Annotated in this window: 25 protein-coding genes and 1 tRNA gene; 16 read left to right on the forward strand and 10 right to left on the reverse strand. The window is 37.7% G+C overall.

From position 1 onward, the window contains the following. Positions 1-2: 2 nt before the first annotated feature. Positions 3-1,280 carry a citrate synthase gene (locus tag G5B98_RS07870; RefSeq protein ID WP_084109619.1) on the forward strand — a complete coding sequence of 426 codons (1,278 nt, stop codon included), beginning with the start codon at positions 3-5 and terminating at the stop codon, positions 1,278-1,280. Next, the gene (locus G5B98_RS07875) at positions 1,277-2,083 is read left to right on the forward strand and encodes a 3'(2'),5'-bisphosphate nucleotidase CysQ family protein (protein ID WP_196086595.1); all 807 of its coding nucleotides are present in this window, start codon (positions 1,277-1,279) and stop codon (positions 2,081-2,083) included. Before G5B98_RS07870 ends, G5B98_RS07875 begins: the two co-directional genes overlap by 4 nt. A gap of 3 nt (positions 2,084-2,086) precedes the next feature. Here G5B98_RS07875 and G5B98_RS07880 read toward each other — a convergent pair whose 3' ends face one another. The 7 genes from G5B98_RS07880 to G5B98_RS07910 are packed head-to-tail and all read right to left on the reverse strand — an operon-like array spanning position 2,087 to position 7,656. Beyond that, on the reverse strand, positions 2,087-3,643 hold the full coding sequence (locus tag G5B98_RS07880) for a class I SAM-dependent methyltransferase (RefSeq protein WP_196088167.1): 1,557 nt from the start codon (positions 3,641-3,643) through the stop codon (positions 2,087-2,089). 8 nt (positions 3,644-3,651) lie between these two features. Next, positions 3,652-4,149 (reverse strand): redoxin family protein, encoded by a 498-nt coding sequence (locus G5B98_RS07885; protein WP_196086596.1) that lies wholly within the window; start codon positions 4,147-4,149, stop codon positions 3,652-3,654. A gap of 48 nt (positions 4,150-4,197) precedes the next feature. Beyond that, the gene (gene modB / locus G5B98_RS07890) at positions 4,198-4,875 is read right to left on the reverse strand and encodes a molybdate ABC transporter permease subunit (RefSeq protein ID WP_196086597.1); all 678 of its coding nucleotides are present in this window, start codon (positions 4,873-4,875) and stop codon (positions 4,198-4,200) included. Further along, positions 4,872-5,729 carry a sulfate/molybdate ABC transporter ATP-binding protein gene (locus G5B98_RS07895; RefSeq protein WP_196086598.1) on the reverse strand — a complete coding sequence of 286 codons (858 nt, stop codon included), beginning with the start codon at positions 5,727-5,729 and terminating at the stop codon, positions 4,872-4,874. The genes modB and G5B98_RS07895 overlap by 4 nt, the downstream gene beginning before the upstream one ends. Beyond that, positions 5,726-6,121 carry a TOBE domain-containing protein gene (locus G5B98_RS07900; RefSeq protein ID WP_196086599.1) on the reverse strand — a complete coding sequence of 132 codons (396 nt, stop codon included), beginning with the start codon at positions 6,119-6,121 and terminating at the stop codon, positions 5,726-5,728. Before G5B98_RS07900 ends, G5B98_RS07895 begins: the two co-directional genes overlap by 4 nt. Then, positions 6,118-6,873 (reverse strand): molybdate ABC transporter substrate-binding protein, encoded by a 756-nt coding sequence (modA, locus tag G5B98_RS07905; protein WP_085658670.1) that lies wholly within the window; start codon positions 6,871-6,873, stop codon positions 6,118-6,120. The genes G5B98_RS07900 and modA (G5B98_RS07905) overlap by 4 nt, the downstream gene beginning before the upstream one ends. Then, entirely contained in the window at positions 6,874-7,656 is a 783-nt protein-coding gene (locus tag G5B98_RS07910; RefSeq protein WP_087579256.1) for a TOBE domain-containing protein, read from the reverse strand. Between the two features lie 164 nt (positions 7,657-7,820). On the opposite strand from G5B98_RS07910, the gene G5B98_RS07915 reads away from it, so the two are divergent. The 3 genes from G5B98_RS07915 to G5B98_RS07925 are packed head-to-tail and all read left to right on the forward strand — an operon-like array spanning position 7,821 to position 11,580. Beyond that, complete coding sequence (locus tag G5B98_RS07915) at positions 7,821-8,531, forward strand: MlaA family lipoprotein (RefSeq protein ID WP_085658669.1); 711 nt, start codon at positions 7,821-7,823, stop codon at positions 8,529-8,531. A gap of 2 nt (positions 8,532-8,533) precedes the next feature. Then, positions 8,534-9,136, forward strand: a complete 603-nt coding sequence (locus tag G5B98_RS07920) for an ABC transporter substrate-binding protein (protein ID WP_196086600.1) — start codon at positions 8,534-8,536, stop codon at positions 9,134-9,136. Then, positions 9,136-11,580 (forward strand): efflux RND transporter permease subunit, encoded by a 2,445-nt coding sequence (locus tag G5B98_RS07925; RefSeq protein ID WP_196086601.1) that lies wholly within the window; start codon positions 9,136-9,138, stop codon positions 11,578-11,580. The genes G5B98_RS07920 and G5B98_RS07925 overlap by 1 nt, the downstream gene beginning before the upstream one ends. A gap of 7 nt (positions 11,581-11,587) precedes the next feature. On the opposite strand, the gene G5B98_RS07930 is transcribed toward G5B98_RS07925, so the two are convergent. After that, positions 11,588-12,163, reverse strand: coding sequence for a BON domain-containing protein (locus tag G5B98_RS07930; RefSeq protein WP_196087366.1), 576 nt, complete (start codon positions 12,161-12,163; stop codon positions 11,588-11,590). Between the two features lie 75 nt (positions 12,164-12,238). Between G5B98_RS07930 and G5B98_RS07935 the strand changes: the two genes are divergently transcribed. Further along, positions 12,239-12,336 (forward strand) — tRNA-Sec (locus G5B98_RS07935). A 6-nt stretch (positions 12,337-12,342) separates the two neighbouring features. On the opposite strand, the gene G5B98_RS07940 is transcribed toward G5B98_RS07935, so the two are convergent. Then, positions 12,343-13,002: a molybdate ABC transporter permease subunit gene (locus tag G5B98_RS07940; protein ID WP_196086602.1), complete on the reverse strand. Its 660-nt coding sequence runs from the start codon at positions 13,000-13,002 to the stop codon at positions 12,343-12,345. An 8-nt stretch (positions 13,003-13,010) separates the two neighbouring features. Then, complete coding sequence (gene modA, locus G5B98_RS07945) at positions 13,011-13,709, reverse strand: molybdate ABC transporter substrate-binding protein (protein ID WP_196086603.1); 699 nt, start codon at positions 13,707-13,709, stop codon at positions 13,011-13,013. Between the two features lie 124 nt (positions 13,710-13,833). Between modA (G5B98_RS07945) and G5B98_RS07950 the strand changes: the two genes are divergently transcribed. The 10 genes from G5B98_RS07950 (at position 13,834) to G5B98_RS07995 (ending at position 21,476) form a co-directional block, all read left to right on the forward strand. Then, positions 13,834-14,922, forward strand: coding sequence for a nicotinate phosphoribosyltransferase (locus G5B98_RS07950; RefSeq protein ID WP_196086604.1), 1,089 nt, complete (start codon positions 13,834-13,836; stop codon positions 14,920-14,922). A gap of 8 nt (positions 14,923-14,930) precedes the next feature. After that, positions 14,931-15,428 (forward strand): hypothetical protein, encoded by a 498-nt coding sequence (locus tag G5B98_RS07955; protein ID WP_196086605.1) that lies wholly within the window; start codon positions 14,931-14,933, stop codon positions 15,426-15,428. A 112-nt stretch (positions 15,429-15,540) separates the two neighbouring features. Then, positions 15,541-16,356, forward strand: a complete 816-nt coding sequence (locus G5B98_RS07960; protein WP_232524634.1) for an MqnA/MqnD/SBP family protein — start codon at positions 15,541-15,543, stop codon at positions 16,354-16,356. After that, the gene (gene fliQ / locus G5B98_RS07965; RefSeq protein ID WP_223154533.1) at positions 16,353-16,622 is read left to right on the forward strand and encodes a flagellar biosynthesis protein FliQ; all 270 of its coding nucleotides are present in this window, start codon (positions 16,353-16,355) and stop codon (positions 16,620-16,622) included. Before G5B98_RS07960 ends, fliQ begins: the two co-directional genes overlap by 4 nt. Beyond that, positions 16,619-17,416 (forward strand): UDP-N-acetylmuramate dehydrogenase, encoded by a 798-nt coding sequence (locus G5B98_RS07970; protein ID WP_196086607.1) that lies wholly within the window; start codon positions 16,619-16,621, stop codon positions 17,414-17,416. The genes fliQ and G5B98_RS07970 overlap by 4 nt, the downstream gene beginning before the upstream one ends. Before the next feature lie 8 nt (positions 17,417-17,424). Then, positions 17,425-17,913, forward strand: coding sequence for a hypothetical protein (locus G5B98_RS07975; protein WP_178139989.1), 489 nt, complete (start codon positions 17,425-17,427; stop codon positions 17,911-17,913). 62 nt (positions 17,914-17,975) lie between these two features. Then, positions 17,976-19,073 (forward strand): recombinase RecA, encoded by a 1,098-nt coding sequence (recA, locus tag G5B98_RS07980; RefSeq protein WP_002940852.1) that lies wholly within the window; start codon positions 17,976-17,978, stop codon positions 19,071-19,073. After that, the gene (gene eno, locus G5B98_RS07985) at positions 19,073-20,323 is read left to right on the forward strand and encodes a phosphopyruvate hydratase (protein ID WP_196086608.1); all 1,251 of its coding nucleotides are present in this window, start codon (positions 19,073-19,075) and stop codon (positions 20,321-20,323) included. Before recA ends, eno begins: the two co-directional genes overlap by 1 nt. Before the next feature lie 104 nt (positions 20,324-20,427). Continuing rightward, positions 20,428-20,610, forward strand: coding sequence for a hypothetical protein (locus G5B98_RS09560; RefSeq protein ID WP_180378667.1), 183 nt, complete (start codon positions 20,428-20,430; stop codon positions 20,608-20,610). A gap of 5 nt (positions 20,611-20,615) precedes the next feature. Then, a complete protein-coding gene (locus G5B98_RS07995; protein ID WP_196086609.1) occupies positions 20,616-21,476 on the forward strand; it encodes an AMIN domain-containing protein in 861 nt (286 codons plus the stop codon). Positions 21,477-21,517 lie beyond the last annotated feature (41 nt).

Genomic DNA, 21,517 nt, shown 5'->3' on the forward strand with positions numbered 1-21,517 from the left:
AAATGTCATCAAATACAGCTACGCTAACTGATAACAGAACTGGCAAGAGTTACGAGTTTCCTATACTAAAAGGCACTATGGGACCTGATGTGATAGACATCTCGACATTTTTTAGTGATACTGGAATGTTTACTTTTGACAGAGGTTATACTTCAACTGCGATGTGTCGCTCGGCGATAACTTATATAGACGGCTTAAAAGGCGAGCTAATGTATAGAGGTTACGATATCGCGTATTTGGCTGAAAATAAGACATTTTTAGACGTGGCATACTTACTCTTAAACAAAGAGCTTCCAACAAATGATCAGTATATAAATTTTAAAACTGAGCTTAAAAAAAGAAGCTTTATACATGAAGGTATGATGAAACTATTTGACGCATTTCCAGATAAGGCGCACCCTATGGCGATCTTGCAAGCAGCAGTATCGGCACTAAGTGCGTTTTACTCAGATCATCTAAATATGGACAAACCTGAAGAGTATCACGAGATGGCCATGCGTATAATCGCTAAAATTCCAACAATCGCGGCCTTTAGCTACCGCTACTCACGCGGACTTCCTATTATATATCCAAATTTAGATCGTGGCTTTACTGAAAATTTCCTCTACATGATGAGGGGCTATCCATACGAGCACGTCGATCTTAAACCAATCGAGATAAAAGCACTTGACACGGTCTTTATGCTGCACGCAGATCACGAGCAAAACGCTTCAACGACTACTGTTAGAACCGTTGGCTCAACGCACGCTCACCCATACGCATGTATAAGTGCGGGCATCGGCGCACTTTGGGGCTGGGCTCATGGCGGCGCAAACGAGGGCGTTATACGTCAGCTTGAAGAGATAGGCTCAGTCGCAAATGTCGATAGATACATCGCTAGAGCAAAGGATAAAAACGATCCATTTAGACTAATGGGCTTTGGTCACAGGGTCTATAAAAATTTTGATCCTCGCGCAAAAGTGCTTAAAAAGATGAGAGATCAGCTGATGGATGAGATAGGCATCAACTCAGAGCTTATCAAGATTGCCAACCGCATCGAAGAGATCGCGCTAAATGATGACTATTTTGTAAGTAGAAATTTATATCCAAATGTTGATTTTCACTCTGGCCTCATCCTAAAAGCGCTTGGCATACCAAATAATATGTTTGCCGTCATCTTCGTCATCGGCAGGACTCCAGGCTGGATCAGCCAGTGGATCGAGCTAAAAGAGCAAGATACGATAAAGATCGTCCGCCCAAGACAGCTTTATGTTGGAGAGACAAACAGAACACCAAAATGAGTGAGCTTCTAAATTTAGCCATCAAAGCAGCCGTTAATGCTGGAGCGCAAATAATGAAATTTTACTCTGCAGATAATACGGCTCTTAAAGTCTGCCTAAAAGATGACAGCTCGCCACTAACTAGCGCTGATCTAGCTGCAAATGAAGCGATAATAAAAATTCTAAGCAAAAGCGGGATAAAAATTTGCTCTGAAGAGAGCATCTTGCAAGAGAGTGACAAAGATGAGTTTTGGCTTGTAGATCCTCTTGATGGCACGAAAGAATTTCTAGCTAGAAACGGCGAATTTTGCGTTTGCATAGCGCTTATAAAAAAAGCTAGGCCGGTGCTTGGCGTGATATTTATCCCAGTTAGCAAAGAGCTTTTTTATGCTGATGAAAATGGCGCTTTTAAAGAAATTTTAAATGACAATGACGAGATCATAAACAGAGTTGATCTAAACAAAAAAGATAAAAATTTAGACAATCTAATCTTTTCAAGCAGAAGAGGCGATGCCAAAGAGATAGAATTTATAGGGCAGAGCTTAAATTTTGAGCAAAGGTGCATCGGCTCAGCCATAAAATTTTGCCGTTTGGTTGAATTTGGTGGAGCTTATTTGAGATTTGCCCCAAGCTACCTTTGGGACAATGCAGCAGGAGAAGCGCTCGTAAATTTTTGTGGTGGAAAAGTATTTGACGCTAATAGCAGCAAAGAGATGAGCTACGAGCTTGTTCATCTAAAAAGTCCATTTTTCATAGCTCTCTCAAAAAACACACTAAATCTAAAAGATAAAATCACACAGCTATATAAGCAAAGTAAAATTTAAACCTTAAATTTCTTCTAGTAGATAAAGCATACTAGCTATTTTTGCTGTGCCTAGCACGTAACTCATTATATTTGCTGCGACTTTATCTTTTTTAAGCACTTTGCCATTTATGTCAAATATTTCTTCGTTGTTCTCTTTGATAAATTTTAAGGTTTTTGCTGCGACATCTTCTAAACTATTTTTACCATCAAGCAATAAAAGTATGTAATAATCGATATTGTTAAGCTTCCTTGAGATGCTAAATTTATTAGCAAAAACAACATCGGCATTATTTTTATGATTTAAAAAATATCTTACATAATTTATTAAATTTTGACTAAGTCTTGAGTAGCCGGGCTTATACTCGATATTTTTTTGCTCATCTTTTAAAATCATTGCATCAGACGAGTTTGTTAAAATTCTTACAAAAGCGCTATAAACCATAAGCTTATCTTCTGGCAAAATTTCTAAAATCTGAGAAAGGTTTATGCTAGCTGGATACATCTTATAAAAGACCTCGCAAAGCCATGATATATCCTGTGGCATAGCACCATAACTATCTTGCCACTGGTTATCTTTCTTTATAAAATCTGCCACAACGTGAATTTTATTAATATCACTTGGACCTATTTGTTTATTGGCTATGCTCTCATAAGTTTTGCTATGGACTATTAGGCTTTGTCTAAAGACTTTGTTGCTAATCATATCCATGAATTGCTCTAGATCGATTCTGTCTTTAAATTTATTATTTTTGTATTCATCTACTATGGCTGTGCCAACATCTGGAGTAAAAATATCATCAAGCGTATACTCACAAAGATAAGTAAGCTCATTTTTGGCAAGCATGGCATTAAAATCTTTGAAATAAAACGGATCATTTGTGTATTCTAAAAACTCATGAGCTATGTAAAAGTCATCTTTTGAGAGCACATGTTCTGTTACAAAAAGAAGCATCTTAAGGGGTATTTTTCCCTCATAAATTTCTTCATTTCTTGTTAACAAATATTCTTTATAGACTAAAAGTGCTTCTTTGGCTGCTTTTAGCCTCTCTTGCATGCTCTCTTTATCCTTTGCAGCAAGTAGCATTATATCTCTTACGATATCTTTTACTTTCCAGCCAGGATAAACATTATAAGAGATAAACGCCACGCCATTTGCACTTAAATTCTCTCTTACGACTTTTAATATAGCTTCTTTTACAAAATCAGGCACCCAGCTAAAAACACCATGAGCAATGATATAGTCAAATTTCTCATCGCTTTTAAATTCGCAAATATCGCCGTGTATAAGCTCTAAATTTGTAAGCTCCATCTCTTTAACGATCTCTTGTCCGCGCCTTATCTGCTCGCCGCTAAGATCTATGCCAACTACTTTCGCATTTTTGTTATTTACTGCAAATGGGATCAAATTTCCACCAAAGCTACATCCTATCTCTAAAACTCTTGCATTTTCGCATGGAGGCGGATTTATGCCAAGAAGTGTCGCACAAGCTTCAAGCCTATATGGCGACGATTGGGCAAAAGCTATTGATTTATAAGTTAGCTCATCATAAGACTTCTCAATTTTACTATTTTGGCTCATTTTAGCTCCTAGTAGTCTTTTTCTTTGATTTTTTCTAGCATATTTTTAGCATCATTCTCAGGATCATCCACTATATATGCACGCCTTATCTTGCCATCTTTTATGATGAGCGTTTGCCTAAAGTAAAATTTATGTCCATTTGATGCAGAAAAAACTGGAAGCTCAAGCGCCCTTTCAAGCATAAACTCACTATCGTTTAAAAACATAACACCAGTTAAAGTCTCTTCTTGAAATTTCTTTTGAGCTGCGATATCTTGTGAGCTAATGGCCACTACCATGAAACCAAGATCGTTAAAATCTTTTAAAAATTTCTTGTAGTTTATCGCTTGTTTGGTGCAGCCCTTCATACCAGGTGTATTTTGTAGTTGCTCACTTAAAAGACTAAAGTCCTCGCCTATCTTTGGGTAGATAAAAATAACGCAGTCATGCGTTCTTGCAAAGGCGGAAAAATCAAATTCCTTACCATCTAAGGTATTTAAATATATACTTGTAGGCACTTTTATCATACTTCATCCTTTAAAATTTTTTACTATTATATCTTTATAAGCTTTGCCTTAAGCTTTTTTAGAATTTAAAAGATAAACTACGAAAAGGACAAAAAAGCTAATTATTAACATCAAAAGTGCATAGATATGAGCCTTGGTGTAATCAAGCATTTCAACCGCTTCAAATATCGCAATACTCGCAACCTTGCTCTCTCCAGCTACGCTACCACCTATCATTAAAACAACACCAAACTCGCCCATAGTGTGAGCAAAACTAACGACAGTAGCTGTTAATAAATTTGATCTTATACTTGGCAAAATCACCCTAAAAATAGTCGTGAGCTTATTTTTACCAAGACTATAACTTGCTTCAAAAAGGCTCTTTTCTAGGCTATTTAGCCCAGCATAAATCGGCCCAAACATAAATGGTAATGAATAGATACAACTTGCCACAACAAGACCTGTGAAGTTAAAAACAAGCCTAACTCCAAAAATTTCTTCAATAAATTTACCAAAGGCCGAATAAGGCGAAAGAAAAATGAGCAGATAAAAGCCAAGAACACTTGGCGGCAAAACCAAAGGCAGTGAGATTACCGACTCTAAAAACGACTTGCCAAAAAATTTCTTTTGAGACATAAAATAGGCAAGTGCGATGCAGACAAAAAATAAAATAAAAGTTGTTATAAAAGATAATTTTAGTGATAACCAAAATGGCTCGTAATCGATACTTTTTAACTCGTCTATCATGCTTTTTCCAAATTTACACTAAATGCTTTTGTGCTAACTACTACCATATCGCCTGCTTTTAGATTCATTGCTTCGCTACTACTTAGCACCACTTCACAAATTTGGCGGTTTATTAATACATTTGCCACGTAAATAGCATCACGTTTTTTTATCTCTAAAATTTTAGCGTTAAAGGCAAATTTCTGTGATCCTGCACTCTTTAAAAATATCTCACTTGCACTACCTGATCTTGAAATTTTTCCACTTTCAAGGACAAAGACTTTATTGCAAAGCTTATAAATTTCAGCGATATCATGGCTTACTAAAATAGTGCTCATCTTAAACTCATCATGAAGTGCTAGTAAATAGTCTTGAAGTTTCTCACGCATAGCATTATCAAGCGCACTTAACGGCTCATCAAGTAGTAAAATTTCAGGCTTTCTCATAACTGCACGAGCTAAAGCAACACGTTGTTTTTGGCCGCCAGAAAGAGTGCTAATTTTTGTATTTTTTAGGCTGGTTAGACCGCAGATATCAAGAAGCTTGTTCGCCAGATTTAGATCATTTTTTGCAAAGAGTAAATTTTTAAAGACATTCATATTTTCAAAAAGTGCGTAGTCTTGAAATAAAAAGCCAATATTTCGCTTTTGTGGAGCCAAATTTGTCTTTTCATCAAAGAAAATTTTATCTCCAACCTTTATAAAGCCACTTTGTGGTGCTTCAAAACCAGCGATCAAGCGTAAAATAGTAGTCTTTCCGCCACCACTTGCTCCATAAAGTGCGACAAAATCACCACTTTCAAAGCTAAGATCAGCCTCAAGTAAAAATTTTCCGCCACCGCCATTTAGCTCTTTTTTACAAGAAATTTCTATCATTTTTGTGTACTTATGTGAATGCTTGTAGATTTTATATAGGCAAAGACTTCATCGTTTTCACCTACGTTCATGGTTTTTAATGCGTGATTTGAGATAATAGCTTCGAAGTAAATTTCGCCACACTTTAAGCTAATAACACTTAAAATTTCACCAAAATTTATAGCTTCAATCACGCACTTTAGCTCGTTTTCAAGCGAGCTATCACTTAGTTTGTCTTTTGCCAAGATAACATCGGAGCTTTTAAAACCTAAGTTAATCTCATCATTTAAGGCAAATTTGCTAGCCTCATTCAAGACTAGCATAAATAAATTTGCCTCTAAATTTAGACCCTTTAGCTCAAATAAGCTAACGTCATCTTTAGTTAAAATTCCAACGATCTTTGCTCTTATCATTTAGCTGGAACGTTGTAACCAAATTTCTTGAAAATTTCTCTTGATTTATCACCTAAGATAAACTCATAAAATGCTTTTGCATCATCATTTTTTTCAGCATGTTTTAGAAGAACTATGCCTTGATCGATCGGAGTGTATAGCTCTTGCGGAACAAAGATGTAATTAACGCCCTCTTTGTATTTTGACATTTTCTCATCAAAAAGTGCGCTAGCAGCGATAAAACCTACATCAGAAGCACTTAATGCTTGAGATAGAGTTTCAGAAATTTTTTGAGCATAGACGATATTTTTTTCTACTTCGTCATAAAGTTTTGCGTTTTTAAGAGCCTCTATACTAGCTTTGCCGTATGGTGCAGTTTGTGGATTTGCGATAGAGATCGCTTTTAGGCCACGAACAACCTCAATACCTTTTTTGAAATCAACATTTCTAATAGAAAAAATAGCAACAGCACCTTGTGCATAAACTTTTGGAGCAGCTACTGCAAATCCTGTGTCATAAGCTTTTTGAGCAAATCCCATATCAGCAGCCATAAAGATATCAGCTGGAGCCGAGTTTTGGATCTGTGTAACAAGACCGCCACTTGCACCAAGAGTTAAGTTGATTTTAGCATCTGGATGAAGCTTATTAAACTCTTTTATAAGCTCTGGAAATGCGTATGTTGTATTTGCTGCAGCATATACATTTACTTCAGCACCAAATGCGTTTATGGCAAGCAAAGCCGCCACACATAAAAATTTAAAAACTTTTCTCATTTAAACTCCTATAATGATTTGAGATGATTTTACTATTGCTAAAAGTGTATCGCCAACACCTATTTTCATCTGGATAGCACTATCTTTTGTGATGATGGCAGTTAAAGTCTGCTCATCGCTTAGTTTTAAAGTGATTTCAGCATTTACAGCACCTATCTTTGCTTCTATCACTTCGCCTTTTAATTGATTTTTTGTGCTTATTTTTATATCTAGATCCTTAGCTAAAATGACAGCTGGAGCTTTAAAAATATAAATAACTTTTTGTCCAACTTTTAGGCCTAAATTTTTCTCACTTTCAACCGTGATGTTTGACTCAAGCGTGCAGCCATTACTTAGTTTTGCAACTATTTGAGAATTTACCGCACCGCGGTTTATGCTAGTGATTTCACATGAGAGCTGATTTCTGGCACTTAAGTTCATATTCATTCTTTGAAGATTTACAATATCTACATCCTCAAAATCTACTTTTTGACAAATTTTTTGTAAAAAGTCCTTTTGAGTTTCAAGAATGGCATCATAAATTTTTATCAGTTTATCGGCATACTCGCTTAGCTCAGAGCCACTATTTTTTTTGTTTCCATCAGCTCTAATAATAAGCGGCTTACTACTTTTGTTATTTATCGTATCAAGGCAGTCCCAAGCATTTTTATACGATATGCCAACCAGTTCTGCTGCCTTTGTGATACTTTTTGTCTCTTTTATGGCCTTTAATAATGTAATATGTTTAGCTAAAACCTGTGTATCTTCGCCTAAAAATAGTTCTAAATTTATATCTGCTTTCAAAATTTTACCTTTACTATATTGGAGAATAATTTGTGAAGTATATCTAATTATATTAATCCTTAAGCTTAAAGATTTAAGTCGATTTATAAATTTCTCTTAATTTCTTGTAAAGTTTTTAAAAGATAAAATCAAGCTACATTTTATAAATAAAAATAAGGCTTAGTATGAAATTTTTGCTTTCTATCTTTTTTAGTTTGCTTTTAGCCTGTGCTAATACTGACATAAATGCGAATAGTGAAAGCGATGAATTTGATGTTGAATTTGAGGCAAGAAAAGATGTTTTTGACCCACTTAGTGGCTACAATAGAATGATGACACATGCAAATGACTTTATCTATGTAAATATGCTAACTCCGGTGGCAAAAGGCTATGCCTATGTTGTGCCAAAAACAGCTAGAACAATGGTTTCAAATTTCTTTGATAATCTGCTTTTCCCGGTTCGCTTTGTAAATAACTTACTTCAGTTTAAATTCCAAAATGCTGGCGAAGAGACATTAAGATTTTTAGCAAATACGATAATAGGCTTTGGCGGACTAACAGACGGAGCAAAATACTACAACCTCAAAGCTCACGATGAAGATTTTGGACAAACGCTTGGATATTGGGGGCTTGGCAGCGGTTTTCATATCGTTTGGCCACTTATTGGACCATCAAATTTAAGAGATACTGGTGGCATGGTCGGAGATTATTTTGCTGATCCTATTAGCTACGTAGATCCTATACTTTTATCAACTGGCATCAAGTCATATAGAGCGTTTAATAGCTTTTCACAAGATCCAACTGCTTATGAAAAACTAAGAAAAGATGCTATTGATCTTTATCCATTTTTACGCGATGCTTACGAGCAAAGACGCGACAAGCTTATCAAGGAGTAAATATGAAAATTTTAAAAATTCTAACTATGATTTTACTTTTTACAACTAGCCTTTTTGCTATTTCAAAAGAGCAGATCAAGCCTGAAGTAGAGATGAAAACAACAAAGGTTATTGAAATTTTAAAAGATACAAATTTAGACAATAACGCAAAGACAAAAGAAATTTTTGCTCTTCTTGATCCATTTTTTGACTATAAACAAATGGCAAAGATAAGCCTTGGCAAACGTTACAACAGTCTAAGTAGCGATGAACAGGCTAAATTTGACGCAGCATTTGAGCAAAAACTAAAAAGCTCATACATAGATAAACTTTTAGAATACAAAGATCAAGAGATACATATAACTGGCGAGAGCGAACCTCAAAAAAATAGATACTGGCTAACATCTGAGCTGACAAATGATGGCAAGAGCTACGAATTTGTCTATAAATTTTATGACGCTAAAGAGCGTGGTTGGCTCATTTACGATCTTGATATCGTTGGTGTAAGCATCATTCAAACATACAGAAGTCAGTTTGGTGATGTGCTAAATAACGCTGATTTCAATACTCTTTTACAAAAGCTAAACGAAGCTGTTTTGCCTGATCAAAATAAAACTAACCCTTAATGCGACAAATTTTTAAATTTATCATTGCTAAAAACAAGCTTATTATTGCTCTAATTTTAGCTTTAAGCGTAGTTTTTGGCTATCTTAGCACTAAGCTTAGCGTTGATGCATCAGCTGAAACGCTACTGCTTGAGCATGATCCTGACTTAAAAGCTTATAGAGAGATAGCCAAACGCTACGACTCACCCGGATTTTTAGTGGTCGCTTTTACCCCAAAAGACGATCTTTTTTCACCTAAAAATTTAGAACTTATCAAAAATTTAGGTGATGAACTAGCTAAAAACGATATGGTAAATAGCGTCATCTCTATAATAAATATTCCGCTTTTAAATAGTGTAAAAGGCGGGATCACGGGCATCTTAGATCATACTCCAACGCTGCAAGATAAAGATATAAATATTTCAAAAGCGAAGCTCGAGTTTGCCAAAAGTCCGATTTACAGCGGAAATTTGATAAGCAAAGATCTAAAAACCACAGCAATTGCTCTAAATTTAAAACAAGATGAGAAATTTAATGAGCTTGTAAATGAGAGAAATTTGCTTAGCCAAAAAGAGTCAAACGGCACTATCACACAAGCTGAGCGACTTAAGCTAGAGGCTCTTGCCTATGAGTTTAAAGCCTACCGAGACGAGCTTAGAAAGAGCGATCACGAAAACCTTGAGGCCATAAAAGCAACCATAGCTAAATTTAACGCAAATGACGAGCTATTCTTAGGCGGCGCAAATATGATCGCTGATGATATGATAGGCTTTATAAAGAACGATCTTTTGGTTTATGGGCTAAGCGTTCTAGCGCTTCTTAGCTTTAGTTTGTGGCTATTTTTCAGGCAGGTTAGATGGATAGTTTTGCCGATGTTTATATGTGCCGTAAGTGCCATTTTTACGACCGGAATTTTTGGCATATTTGACTGGGAAGTGACGGTCATTAGCTCAAACTACATCGCACTTCAGCTCATCATTACTATTTCAACCGTGATTCATCTTGTCGTTAGCTACCGAGAATTTTACGCAAAGCATCCAAAATATAGCCAAAATCAGCTAATTTATCTAACGCTTCGTGATAAATTCTCTCCATCTTTTTGGGCGATATTTACCACGGTTATTGGCTTTAGCTCGCTTATGAGTGCTGACATAAAGCCAGTTATCATGCTTGGCATTATGATGAGCACTGGCATTAGCGTTTCACTTATGCTTGCATTTTTGCTATTTGGCGCGATAAATGTAAATTTAGAAAAATTAGCTCCTATTAGAACCTTTGAAAATAGCTTTAAATTTACAAAATACTGCGCAAATTTAGCCTTAAACTCAAGAAAGATTATCTACGTAGTTTGCGTTCTAGTCGTTTGTTTTGGCGTTTATGGTATCAGCAAGATAAAGGTTGAAAATAGCTTCATTGGCTACTTTAAAGAAAGTACAGAAATTCGCCAAGGAATGCAAGTCATTGATACTAAGCTTGGTGGCACGATACCGGTTGATGTGATAGTGAAATTTAAAGAGCAAAAACAAGAAAAAAATGCCGAGCAAGATGAGTTTGAAAATGAGTTTGAAAGCAACGCTAAGGATGCAAAGTACTGGTTTAATAGCTATCACACAAGGGTTGCTGAGAAGATTCATGATTATCTAAAAGAGCAAAAATTTGTCGGACATGTAAGCTCGCTAGCAACCCTTATAAAAGCCATAAAAGAGCTAAATAACGGCGCGAGTGATGATTTTTTATTAGCTGCGATGTATGAGAAATTACCACAAAATTATAAAAATATCTTATTAAGCCCTTATGTGAGCGTTGAAGATGATGAGCTTAGATTTAGTATAAGGATCGTCGATAGTGACTCTGAGCTTAGACGAAATTTATTTCTAAAAGAGCTTAGAGAAGGGCTAGCACAGCTTACTAAAAATGACAATGTAAGCATAGAAGTTGCCGGCATGATGGTGCTTTATAACAATATGCTTCAAAATTTACTTAGCTCGCAAGTTGATACTTTTGGGCTAACTGTCACTATACTTTTTGTCATATTTTGCTTTATCTTTAGGAGTATAAAGTTAGCAACCATTGCGATAGTTTCAAATTTAATCCCACTTTGCACACTCTTTGGTGTGATGGGATTTTTTGGCATTCCGCTTGATGTGATGAGTATCACGATCGCAGCCATTAGTATAGGTATCGGCGTTGATGATATTATCCATTACATCCACCGATTTAAAGAAGAAATGCTTACAAAAAGCGTTTTTGAGAGTATTAAAGCTGCTCATGCAAGCATCGGATATGCGATGTATTACACATCATTTACTATTTTTCTTGGTTTTAGCGTGATGATAACTAGCAATTTTATTCCAACTATATATTTTGGCTTACTAACCGATCTTGTTATGGTTTTTATGCTTCTTGGTGCACTAATCATCTTACCAAGCCTCATTGCGAGCTTTGTAAAAAAGAGCGATATTTAAGCTAAATTTATTTGATAACTTTGATGAACGAGTAGACATCGGCCACGCCGTCAATGTGCTTAGCATACCAAATAGCATGTTTTTCTTGCTCAATGCTATCAACTACGCCGCTAAATACAACATCACAGCCAACTATGCTAACACGCACATTTGTGCCCTCAACTATACTATCTTTAAAAAGATTTTGCTTTAAGTTTGCAAGAATTTTTAGACTATCGCATGGATACTCTGGCTTTTTGATACGAAGATAGGTATAAATTTTCCGCACTCCATCTGTGCTTTTGGCTAATTCTACTAGCTTATCTTCAAGCTCTTTACTATCAACGAGTCCGATAAGATAAGCATCTCCGTAAAAAACCTCTATCTCGATATCAATATTACTAAGACTTTTTGAAAATAAAATTTTGCTTTGCAATTTGCTTTGTATAAATTTATCTCTTGTGATCGAGTAAATACCACGTTTATCGCGTGAAATAGAGTATGCATCATATACATTTAGTGGCGCGGTTGCTGGGGTTAGTACTGAAGAGCAAGAGCAAAAAAATAGAGCCAAAAATGCAAAAACGCTAAATTTTAAAATCAGAAATCCTTTTGTAATTTCAAAAAGTTTATAGAAAATGGGCTAAAATTTATCTAAATCTGCTAAAATAAAGCACACGGAGGATAAAGTAATCTGGTGATGCTCACGGGCTTCAAACCCGATGACTGGGCGGTTGACCGTCTGGTGGGGAGTTCGATTCTCTCATCCTCTCGCCACTCACTTTAAATTTTACTTTTATCAAGCAAATTTATAATCTCAAACAAAATAAAGCTTAATACAACCAAAACAAGGCTTAAAATCAGCGCTTCATCACTTTTGCCATCGTATACGGCATTATAAATGGCAAGCGAAATAGTGTCTGTTTTGCCTATGATATTGCCACCCAAAATTAGTGTTATGCCAACCTCGCCAAGCCCACGCGAGATCGCTAGAACAAAAGCCGATGCTACGCTTTTCGCAACGCATGGAAAGAGCACGAAAATAGCTGTTTGAAATTTATCTTTCCCAAGGCTGTATGCTGCTTCACTTAGGCTTTTTGAAAGTGAGCCAAGAGCAGAAGCGACAGGCTTTACAAATAGTGGTAAAGAGGCTATAAAAGCAGCTAGCACAAGAGCCTTAAAACTAAAAATAATTTCTAAATTTAAAGCCTTGCCGACGATACCATTTTTGCCAAGCAGATAAAGCAGTAAAAATCCAGTAGCAATGGGCGGAAAGATGAGCGGAAAAGTTACGATCATCTCTAAAATAGCTTTAAATTTAGCCTTACTAAAAGCTAAATAATAAGCCAGAGCCAGCCCAAAAACGATAAGCAAAGCCCCTTGGCACAAAACGACCTTTATGCTTAAAAATAGCGGATCAAAAAGCCAAGAGAGCTCTTGCAAGCTTAGCCTTATCTTATGCCAAATTTAGTGTAAATTTCTTTTGATCTCTCGCTTTTTAGCTCATCCAGAAATTTAACGCAATCAGCCTTTTTATCGCATTCTTCAAGCTTTGCAGCTACAATGTTTGCTGGAGTATAAAGCGCTCTGTCTATCAAAATAAAACTACCAAATTCGTCTTTGTGTGCATTTAGTTCGGTCTGGTTGATGAACCCAGCATCAACTTCACCGTTTAATATATAAGTAATGACTTGTGGCACGCCAGCAACTGCTAAAATTTTATCCTTTAGCTCGCCACTTAAATTTGCTTTTTGCATAAATTCATTTGCTCTTTTGCCATAAACCGTCTTTGTTGCATCTGGCATAGCGATCTTAGAAAGAGTTTTTAGCTCTTCAACTTTTTCTATTTTTACACCTTTTTTAGTAGCCAGCACCAAGGCACCTGAGCCTAAATTTACATACTCAGCGATCTTTAGATCAGACTTTTTCAAAAAGTCCTCATCGCCCACGATCACGTCAGTTTTACCCTCTTTTGCCTGAGCCATGATAGCTGTGATGTTCGCAAAAGAAGTGTCGATATTTACGCCATCTTTTTTGAGATTTTGCGCGACTGCCTCAACTATCTTTTTATATCCGCCACCAGCACTTACTAGCAAATTTTCATTGCCAAATGCAAAAATTGCGACCATTAAAAGTAAGAACTTTTTCATATTTTTCCTTTAAAAGTAAAATTTCAAGATTTTATAAAATATACTCTTATACATTCTTAAAATATATTTTTATAATTTTCACTTTTCTACTAAAATGCTATAATCACGCTAAAAAAGGACAAACATGAACGAACTTGAGCTAAAGATGCAAGGCAAGATAGATAGGCTAACAGACAAGACCTTTAAGCTAGATCCAAGGATCGGCGAGGGATATTTCACAGCGAAATATTTTCTAAAAGTAAATGAGATAATTAAGCAAAATTTGCCAGATCAGCACGTGACGATGCAGTTTTTCCAAAGGCGCGATGATATCGTGCTTTGTGGCATTGACGAGGTTTTAGCCATCATCAATAAATTTGCCAAAAACTCAAGCGAGCTTGAAATTTACGCACTTGATGATGGCGATATTATAAACGCAAACGAGCCAGTTTTAAAAATAAGCGGCAAGTATGAAAATTTTGGCTTTTTAGAAAATGTGATCGACGCGACGCTTACTAGAAGAAGCTGTGTAGCGACAAACTCAAGAGATGTGATAAGAGCGGCAAATGGCAAGGACGTCTTTAGCATGGCGGATAGGCAAGATGACATCTGCACGCAACCAGGCGACGGCTATGCATCATTTGTAGGCGGCATCAAAAAGGTCGCCACAGATGCTCAGGGCGAGCTTACTGGGCTAAAAGGTGGTGGCACCATGCCTCATGCACTCATTCAAATGTGCGGCGGGGATATAGTAAAAGCCTCAGAAATTTATGCTAAAACCTTTGAAAATGAAAAGATCACGGCTTTGGTGGACTATAACAACGACGTGATCACAGACGCATTAAGGGCTGCAAATGCCTTAAAAGAGAGGCTTGGTGCGGTTAGAGTTGATACTAGTAAAAATTTGATAGATAAGTATTTTGAGGACAAAGATACGAGCAAATTTGACCCACACGGCGTTTGCAAGGAGCTTATATTTGCTCTAAGAGAGGCGCTTGATAAAGCTGGCTTTAAATACGTTAAAATAGTCGTTAGCTCAGGCTTTAGCCCTAAAATTATAAAAGAATTTGAAACTTATAATACGCCGGTTGATACTTATGGCGTTGGAAGTTATCTTGTTAAAAATGACATTTGTGGCTTTACTGGTGATCTAGTCGAGCTAAATGGCAAAGATGAGGCTAAATTTGGTAGGAAAAATTTCGCTTCAGATAGGCTAAAGAGAGTGAAATTTTAAGAGAAAAGATGAAATTTATAAAAATTTTAATGCTTCTGTCACTTTTGCTGACTACTTGCACCGCCGCAAACTACGCTAACGCTTTTGAAAAGGTTGGCATCTTTGAAGACGGAGTTTATCGCTTTAGCCAAAATGGCCTCGGTGTCAAAAAAGACCTGCTTATAAAGGTGATCTCAGTACAAAACTTGGATAGCTCACGCAAAAAGATCATCTCCATGCTAAATATCCCTAAAAAATCTAAAATTACTGACTTTAAAACAAGCGGTGCTGGCGTAATAGTATGGCCATTTTACGAGTTTGAGGGTAATTTTATAACGACAATAATCGTTGAAAATATAAAAAAAGAAGATGGCGATCAAAAACTGCTTAAGATGCTTGAACTTAAGCATCCGTTTTACTCGACAATCTTCACACGAAGAAAAGGGGCTAAAGACGCCATAGACGTGAAATACGTGCTAAATTTCAAAGAGGCAAAGCTGGTAAAATCGTTTCAAAACCGCCCTTAAAACTTTATTTTAAATAAATTTCATTAAAATGGCGTAATCAAAAAAAGGATCATCTTTGCATAATCTAAAAACTATAAATGTCGCCCACTCGCCTGATGCCGACGATATTTTCATGTATGCCGCGGTCAAATTTGGCTGGGTTAGCAGTAAAAATTTAGCCTTCACATCAAAGGCGCTTGATATAGAAACGCTAAACGAAGAGGCGCTAAAAGGCACTTATGAGGCAACAGCGATCAGCTTTGCACTCTATCCTAAAATTTGCGATGAATTTGCACTTTTACGCTGTGCGGTGAGCTTTGGTAATGGATATGGCCCAAAGCTTATCAAGCTAAAAGGCAAGCAGCTAAAGCGAAATTTTAAAGTCGCACTCTCTGGTAAAAATACGACAAACGCCCTGCTCTTTCGCATAGCCTACCCAGAGGCAAGGATCGTTTATAAAAATTTCTTAGAGATCGAAAATGCCGTGCTTAGCGGCGAAGTCGATGCTGGCGTGCTTATACATGAAAGTATCTTAAATTTCTCAGACCAGCTCTGCGTAGAGCGCGAAATTTGGGATATCTGGAGCGAGCTAAACGGCGAAAATTTACCGCTTCCACTTGGCGGCATGGCGCTTAGACGAAGTCTGCCGATAACCGACGCGATCGAGTGCGAGAGAGTGCTTAGCGAGGCCGTTAGGATCGCCACTTCGCACAAGCCATTTTTATCTCACATGCTAATGGAGCGAAACCTCATCAGAGTTGGCAAAGATGAGCTTAAAACGTATCTAAATTTATACGCAAATGACGAGTCAATAAGCATGAACGAAACGCAGCTAAAAGCGCTAAATAAGCTCTATCAAATAGGCTATGACAAAGGTTTTTTTGAAAAAGCTATCGACGTAAACGACTACCTAATTCCAACTGAATACAACGAAGTAAGGTTTAGCTGATGCAAAGTACGCTTGTCTCACTTGGAGTTGAAACCTTTAAGATCGCCCTTTACATCAGCCTTCCGATGCTGCTAAGCGGCCTAATCGCAGGTCTTATCATCTCCATTTTTCAAGCGACCACACAGATAAACGAAACCACGCTAAGCTTTGTGCCAAAAATTTTGCTAGTTGTCGTTGTCATCATATTTTTGATGCCTTGGATGATCTCGATGATGGTTGAATTTACCACTCGCATGTTTGAGTTTATACCGGAATTTATCCAGTGACGAGGCTTGTTGATTTTTCTAAAATTACCTCGGTTAGGATAGGCGGCGTGCATGAAGTTTTTGAGGTAACTAGCCTTGAAGATCTAAAATCGCCTCACTTTTTAGGCGCTGTGATGATAGGCGGAGGTAACAACCTACTCATCTCGCCAAATCCCCCAAAAATGGCGATGCTTGGCAAGAGCTTTGACTATATAAATTTAGAATGCTTCGGCGATAAAATTTGCCTTGAGATAGGAGCTGCGACAAAATCTGCCAAAATTTATAACTTCTGCAAACAAAACAATATCGCGAACCTTGAGTTTTTAAAAAATATCCCAGGCACACTTGGCGGACTTATCAAGATGAACGCTGGACTGCTTAAATTTAGCATAAGCGACAACCTCACGCATGTGCGTCTGGCTCGTGGCTGGGTGAGCAAGGATGAGATAAACTTTAGCTACCGCCACAGCGGCATAGATGAGGCTATTTTGGGGGCTAAATTTGAGCTTCAAAGTGGCTTTGACGTAAGCATTTCTGAAGCTATCAGCGCAAAAAGGGCAAATCAGCCAAAAGGAGCTAGCTTTGGTAGCTGCTTTGTAAATCCAGAGGGGTACTTTGCAGGGGCATTGCTTGAGGCGGTTGGACTAAAAGGATACGCGATAGGCGGAGCGAAATTTAGCGAGGAGCACGCAAATTTTTTGATAAATTTTAACCACGCAAGCTTTGAGGACGCCACTAGCCTTATAAATTTGGCAAAGACTAGAGTTTTAGAGAAATTTGGAGTAGAGCTTAAGACTGAAGTTTGCATTTTATAAGGACGATGATGAGTGAGTTTTTGAGCGAAGTTTTTACCCTTTCATTTTTATTTATAGCTATTGGGTTTTACGCCATTTATAGGGCTAAAAAGGCGCAAAGCGAGCATGAGAAAAATGTGGCTGATTACGATAAAAATCTGCTAAATTTTGCCAAAATTTTAGGCGTTCAAAATCATATAGACCTAGTTAAATTTGATGAAATTTTAGCCCAGGCCTTAAAAGAAAAACTAATTTTTAAATTTAATAAATCTACCTCACAAGAGGAATTTATCTCTTTTATAAAAGATGAAAATTTCAAAAATAAGCCCCAAATTTCACAAAATAATATAGACGAAGCCTTTTTAAATCTTTGCGCAAGCTCGCTTGTAGAGCCACTTAAGCTAGCAATACTAAAAAACGAAGATCAAATTTATGGATTTTTGTTTGAAAAAGAGCACCTTTTTGCTCTTATTGATAGCGCTGCGCTGCTTGGCGAAAATATTATAATTTGCGAGTAAATCAAGTAAAATTCATCTCTTTTTAGATAAAATCAAGCCAAATTTCAACTATAAGGTAAAAAATGGCAAAAGAAAAAGATAGTGACAAAAAGATAGCTATCCCAGAGAGCGAAGCGGACAAGAAAAAGGCGCTCGAGCTTGCACTAAAGCAGATCGATAAAGCTTTTGGCAAAGGCACGCTTTTAAGACTTGGCGACAAAGAGGTTGAGGCTATCGAGTCGATACCGACTGGCTCGCTAGGGCTTGATCTGGCTCTTGGCATAGGCGGCGTTCCTAAAGGCAGGATCATCGAGATCTACGGACCAGAGAGCTCTGGTAAGACCACGCTCACGCTTCACATCATAGCTGAAGCGCAAAAAGCTGGCGGAATTTGTGCATTTGTCGATGCAGAGCACGCATTAGACGTAAAATACGCTTCAAATTTAGGCGTAAATACCGACAACCTTTACGTCTCTCAGCCAGACTTTGGCGAGCAGGCACTTGAGATCGTTGAGACACTTGCAAGAAGTGGTGCGATCGATCTTATTGTAGTTGATAGCGTCGCTGCTCTTACTCCAAAGAGCGAAATAGATGGCGACATGGGCGATCAGCACGTTGGTCTGCAAGCTAGGCTTATGAGCCAGGCGCTTAGAAAGCTAACTGGAATTTTAAGCAAGATGAAGACAACCGTTATTTTCATCAATCAAATTCGTATGAAGATCGGTATGATGGGATATGGCACGCCAGAAACCACAACTGGCGGTAATGCGCTTAAATTTTACTCATCTGTAAGGATCGATGTAAGAAAGATAGCTACACTTAAACAAAATGACGAGCCTATCGGCAACCGCACAAAAGCAAAAGTGGTTAAAAATAAGGTTGCGCCTCCATTTAAAGTGGCCGAATTTGACATCATGTTTGGCGAGGGTGTGAGCAAAGAGGGCGAGATCATCGACTATGGCGTAAAACTTGACATCATAGATAAATCAGGTGCGTGGTTTAGCTACAAGGCCGAAAAACTGGGTCAAGGCAGAGAAAACGCCAAAGCCTACCTAAAAGAGCACCCAGAAATTTCTGATGAGATAGTAGCGGCGATCAAAGGCTCAATGGGGATCGATCACCTAATAAGCAGCGGCGCAAAAGACGAAGACGACGACACAAACGAAGCAGGAGATGAATAATGGTATTTATTGAAGATGTAGAAGCTCACGAGGTTTTAGACAGCAGAGGCAACCCAACAGTTCGTGCGACAGTTAGACTAAGCGACGGAACTGAGGCAAGCGCGATTGTGCCAAGTGGCGCGAGCACAGGCAAGCGTGAAGCGCTCGAGCTTCGTGACAAAGACGAGAGATACGCTGGCAAGGGCGTTTTAAAAGCTGTTTCAAACGTAAATGAAAAGATCGCAGAGGCAGTTATAGGCCTTGATGCTTACAACCAAAAAGCAGTCGATGCTGAGATGCTTGAGCTTGATGGCACGCACAACTACTCAAATTTAGGCGCAAACGCAGTCCTTGGCGTATCTATGGCAGTAGCTCGCGCAGCTGCAAAGAGCCTAAATATCCCGCTTTATCGCTATCTTGGCGGTGCAAACGCCAGCATCTTGCCGGTGCCGATGTTTAACATCATAAATGGCGGTGCACACGCAAATAACAGCGTTGATTTTCAAGAATTCATGATAATGCCATTTGGTTTTAGCACATTTAGCGAGGCGCTAAGAGCTGCAACTGAAATTTATCACAAGCTAAAATCTATCCTAAACGCAGCTGGACACAGCACGGCTGTCGGCGATGAGGGTGGCTTTGCTCCAAATTTAAAAGATAACGAAGAGCCGCTAAAGCTCATCTCACAAGCTGTAAAAGAGGCTGGATATGAGCTAGGCAGCCAGATAAAACTAGCACTTGACGTCGCTTCAAGCGAGCTTTATAAAGACGGCAAATACGAGCTTGAGGGCAAGAAATTTAGCAGCGACGAGCTTATTAGCTACTATGAAAAACTTTGCGAAAAATATCCGATATTTTCTATCGAAGATGGCCTTAGCGAGGACGACTGGAGTGGCTGGGCTGGACTTACAAAAAGGCTTGGAAACAAAGTTCAGCTAGTAGGTGACGATCTTTTTGTCACAAATGAGAAAATTTTACGCGAAGGTATCGAGAAAAAGATCGCAAACGCTATCTTAATCAAGCCAAATCAAATAGGCTCAGTCACTCAAACCATGCAAACTGTCCGCCTTGCTCAAAGAAACGGATATCGCTGCATAATGAGCCACAGAAGCGGCGAGAGCGAAGATGCGTTCATCGCTGACTTTGCAGTTGCACTAAATACTGGCGAGATAAAGACAGGTGCCACTTCAAGAAGCGAGCGTAACGCGAAATACAACCGCTTGCTTGAGATCGAGCTTGAGGCTGGAGAGTTTTTGGGGGATAATATTTGAGCGAAATTTTAGACGAATATGGCAACACCGATGGCATATTTCATAAAATTTTAAAATACATTAGACCGACATTACGCTACGTCATAGCCACCATTTGTGTGGCTATGTTTGCTTTTTATGTAGGCAATATGATGTTTGGCAAACGCTCACTTGATGTTATGTTAAGCCTTCAGAGCAAAAAAGAGAGGCTTAGCGAAGACGTGGAAATTTTAAAAAAAATGAACGCGCGTCTGCAAAAAGATTATTTTGAATTACAAGGCCTTGAGCCAGACTTTAATAAAAAGTAGGAATGATGAAAAAATTTTGGTTAGTTTTATCTATATTTGCAGCAAGCGTCTTTGCTAGAGAGAACCCATTTATGCCTATTAGCGAGCTAAATACAAGCGTTATGACAACAAATATCATAGAAAAATTTGATAGATTTGATTCTCTTTCGTTTAAATTTCCAAGCGATGCGGCACTTTTACTAGATGTCACCATAAGATATAGGGCGAATGACGGTACTATAAAGGAAAAAAGACTAGCCGATATAAATAAAACTATCGATTACAGCGATGAATTTGCTTTAAATAAGGTAAAAAATCCAGAACCGGTCGTGGCAAAAAAGCTAGATGTTTCGGTCACAATGGCAAATATGCCTAGCCAAAGAGTAAGCACTCCTGTGATAATAGAAAAAAATGAAACTAAAATTTCAAATAAAGATAGAAATAAAACTTCAGATATGCCAACTCCAAATGTTGTAGTGATCGATCTTAGCACAGACAAAACAAAAGAAACTACCATAAAGCCTGAACAAAAGGTGGTCGAGATAAAGATCGAGCCTAGCACAAAACCAGTTGATAGTGTAAAAAATGGAAAAGATGTTAAATTTCTAGGTTTTATAAGCTTTCTAGCCAATGACAAAGATCTAAAAATCGCTACAAAAGCTAAAAATTTAAGGCATTTTGCTTATGAGAAAAATAAGATCGTTCTTGACTTTGCAAGGCCGCCAAGAAGCTTTAAAACTAAGAGCTTAAAACTTGAAAATGAACATTTTAAAAATGTGATCATAGGTTGGCACGATAGATATTTCAGAGTAGTTTTAGAGCTTGATAAAATGCATAAATATAAGCTCGAAGCCGCTGAAAATGGATATTTGCTTAAGCTTTTATAGTTGAATTTTAAAAAGAGTAGTTTTTATAAAATTTCAAATAT

Origin of the sequence: Campylobacter concisus (assembly GCF_015679985.1) — a bacterium.
In the GTDB taxonomy this organism is placed as follows: Bacteria; Campylobacterota; Campylobacteria; order Campylobacterales; family Campylobacteraceae; genus Campylobacter_A; species Campylobacter_A concisus_AC.

What these genes read in the sequence shown, in the direction of transcription:
- G5B98_RS07925 (WP_196086601.1), top strand. Translation starts at nt 9,136, where the DNA reads ATGCGACAAATTTTTAAATTTATCATTGCTAAAAACAAGCTTATTATT.
- G5B98_RS07915 (WP_085658669.1), top strand. Translation starts at nt 7,821, where the DNA reads ATGAAATTTTTGCTTTCTATCTTTTTTAGTTTGCTTTTAGCCTGTGCT.
- modA (WP_085658670.1), bottom strand. Translation starts at nt 6,873, where the DNA reads ATGAGAAAAGTTTTTAAATTTTTATGTGTGGCGGCTTTGCTTGCCATA.
- G5B98_RS07955 (WP_196086605.1), top strand. Translation starts at nt 14,931, where the DNA reads ATGAAATTTATAAAAATTTTAATGCTTCTGTCACTTTTGCTGACTACT.
- G5B98_RS09560 (WP_180378667.1), top strand. Translation starts at nt 20,428, where the DNA reads ATGTTTGCTTTTTATGTAGGCAATATGATGTTTGGCAAACGCTCACTT.
- G5B98_RS07920 (WP_196086600.1), top strand. Translation starts at nt 8,534, where the DNA reads ATGAAAATTTTAAAAATTCTAACTATGATTTTACTTTTTACAACTAGC.
- G5B98_RS07870 (WP_084109619.1), top strand. Translation starts at nt 3, where the DNA reads ATGTCATCAAATACAGCTACGCTAACTGATAACAGAACTGGCAAGAGT.
- G5B98_RS07995 (WP_196086609.1), top strand. Translation starts at nt 20,616, where the DNA reads ATGAAAAAATTTTGGTTAGTTTTATCTATATTTGCAGCAAGCGTCTTT.
- G5B98_RS07950 (WP_196086604.1), top strand. Translation starts at nt 13,834, where the DNA reads ATGAACGAACTTGAGCTAAAGATGCAAGGCAAGATAGATAGGCTAACA.
- G5B98_RS07885 (WP_196086596.1), bottom strand. Translation starts at nt 4,149, where the DNA reads ATGATAAAAGTGCCTACAAGTATATATTTAAATACCTTAGATGGTAAG.
- G5B98_RS07975 (WP_178139989.1), top strand. Translation starts at nt 17,425, where the DNA reads ATGAGTGAGTTTTTGAGCGAAGTTTTTACCCTTTCATTTTTATTTATA.
- modA (WP_196086603.1), bottom strand. Translation starts at nt 13,709, where the DNA reads ATGAAAAAGTTCTTACTTTTAATGGTCGCAATTTTTGCATTTGGCAAT.
- modB (WP_196086597.1), bottom strand. Translation starts at nt 4,875, where the DNA reads ATGATAGACGAGTTAAAAAGTATCGATTACGAGCCATTTTGGTTATCA.
- G5B98_RS07960 (WP_232524634.1), top strand. Translation starts at nt 15,541, where the DNA reads ATGTATGCCGCGGTCAAATTTGGCTGGGTTAGCAGTAAAAATTTAGCC.
- G5B98_RS07900 (WP_196086599.1), bottom strand. Translation starts at nt 6,121, where the DNA reads ATGATAAGAGCAAAGATCGTTGGAATTTTAACTAAAGATGACGTTAGC.
- eno (WP_196086608.1), top strand. Translation starts at nt 19,073, where the DNA reads ATGGTATTTATTGAAGATGTAGAAGCTCACGAGGTTTTAGACAGCAGA.
- G5B98_RS07895 (WP_196086598.1), bottom strand. Translation starts at nt 5,729, where the DNA reads ATGATAGAAATTTCTTGTAAAAAAGAGCTAAATGGCGGTGGCGGAAAA.
- recA (WP_002940852.1), top strand. Translation starts at nt 17,976, where the DNA reads ATGGCAAAAGAAAAAGATAGTGACAAAAAGATAGCTATCCCAGAGAGC.
- G5B98_RS07880 (WP_196088167.1), bottom strand. Translation starts at nt 3,643, where the DNA reads ATGAGCCAAAATAGTAAAATTGAGAAGTCTTATGATGAGCTAACTTAT.
- G5B98_RS07875 (WP_196086595.1), top strand. Translation starts at nt 1,277, where the DNA reads ATGAGTGAGCTTCTAAATTTAGCCATCAAAGCAGCCGTTAATGCTGGA.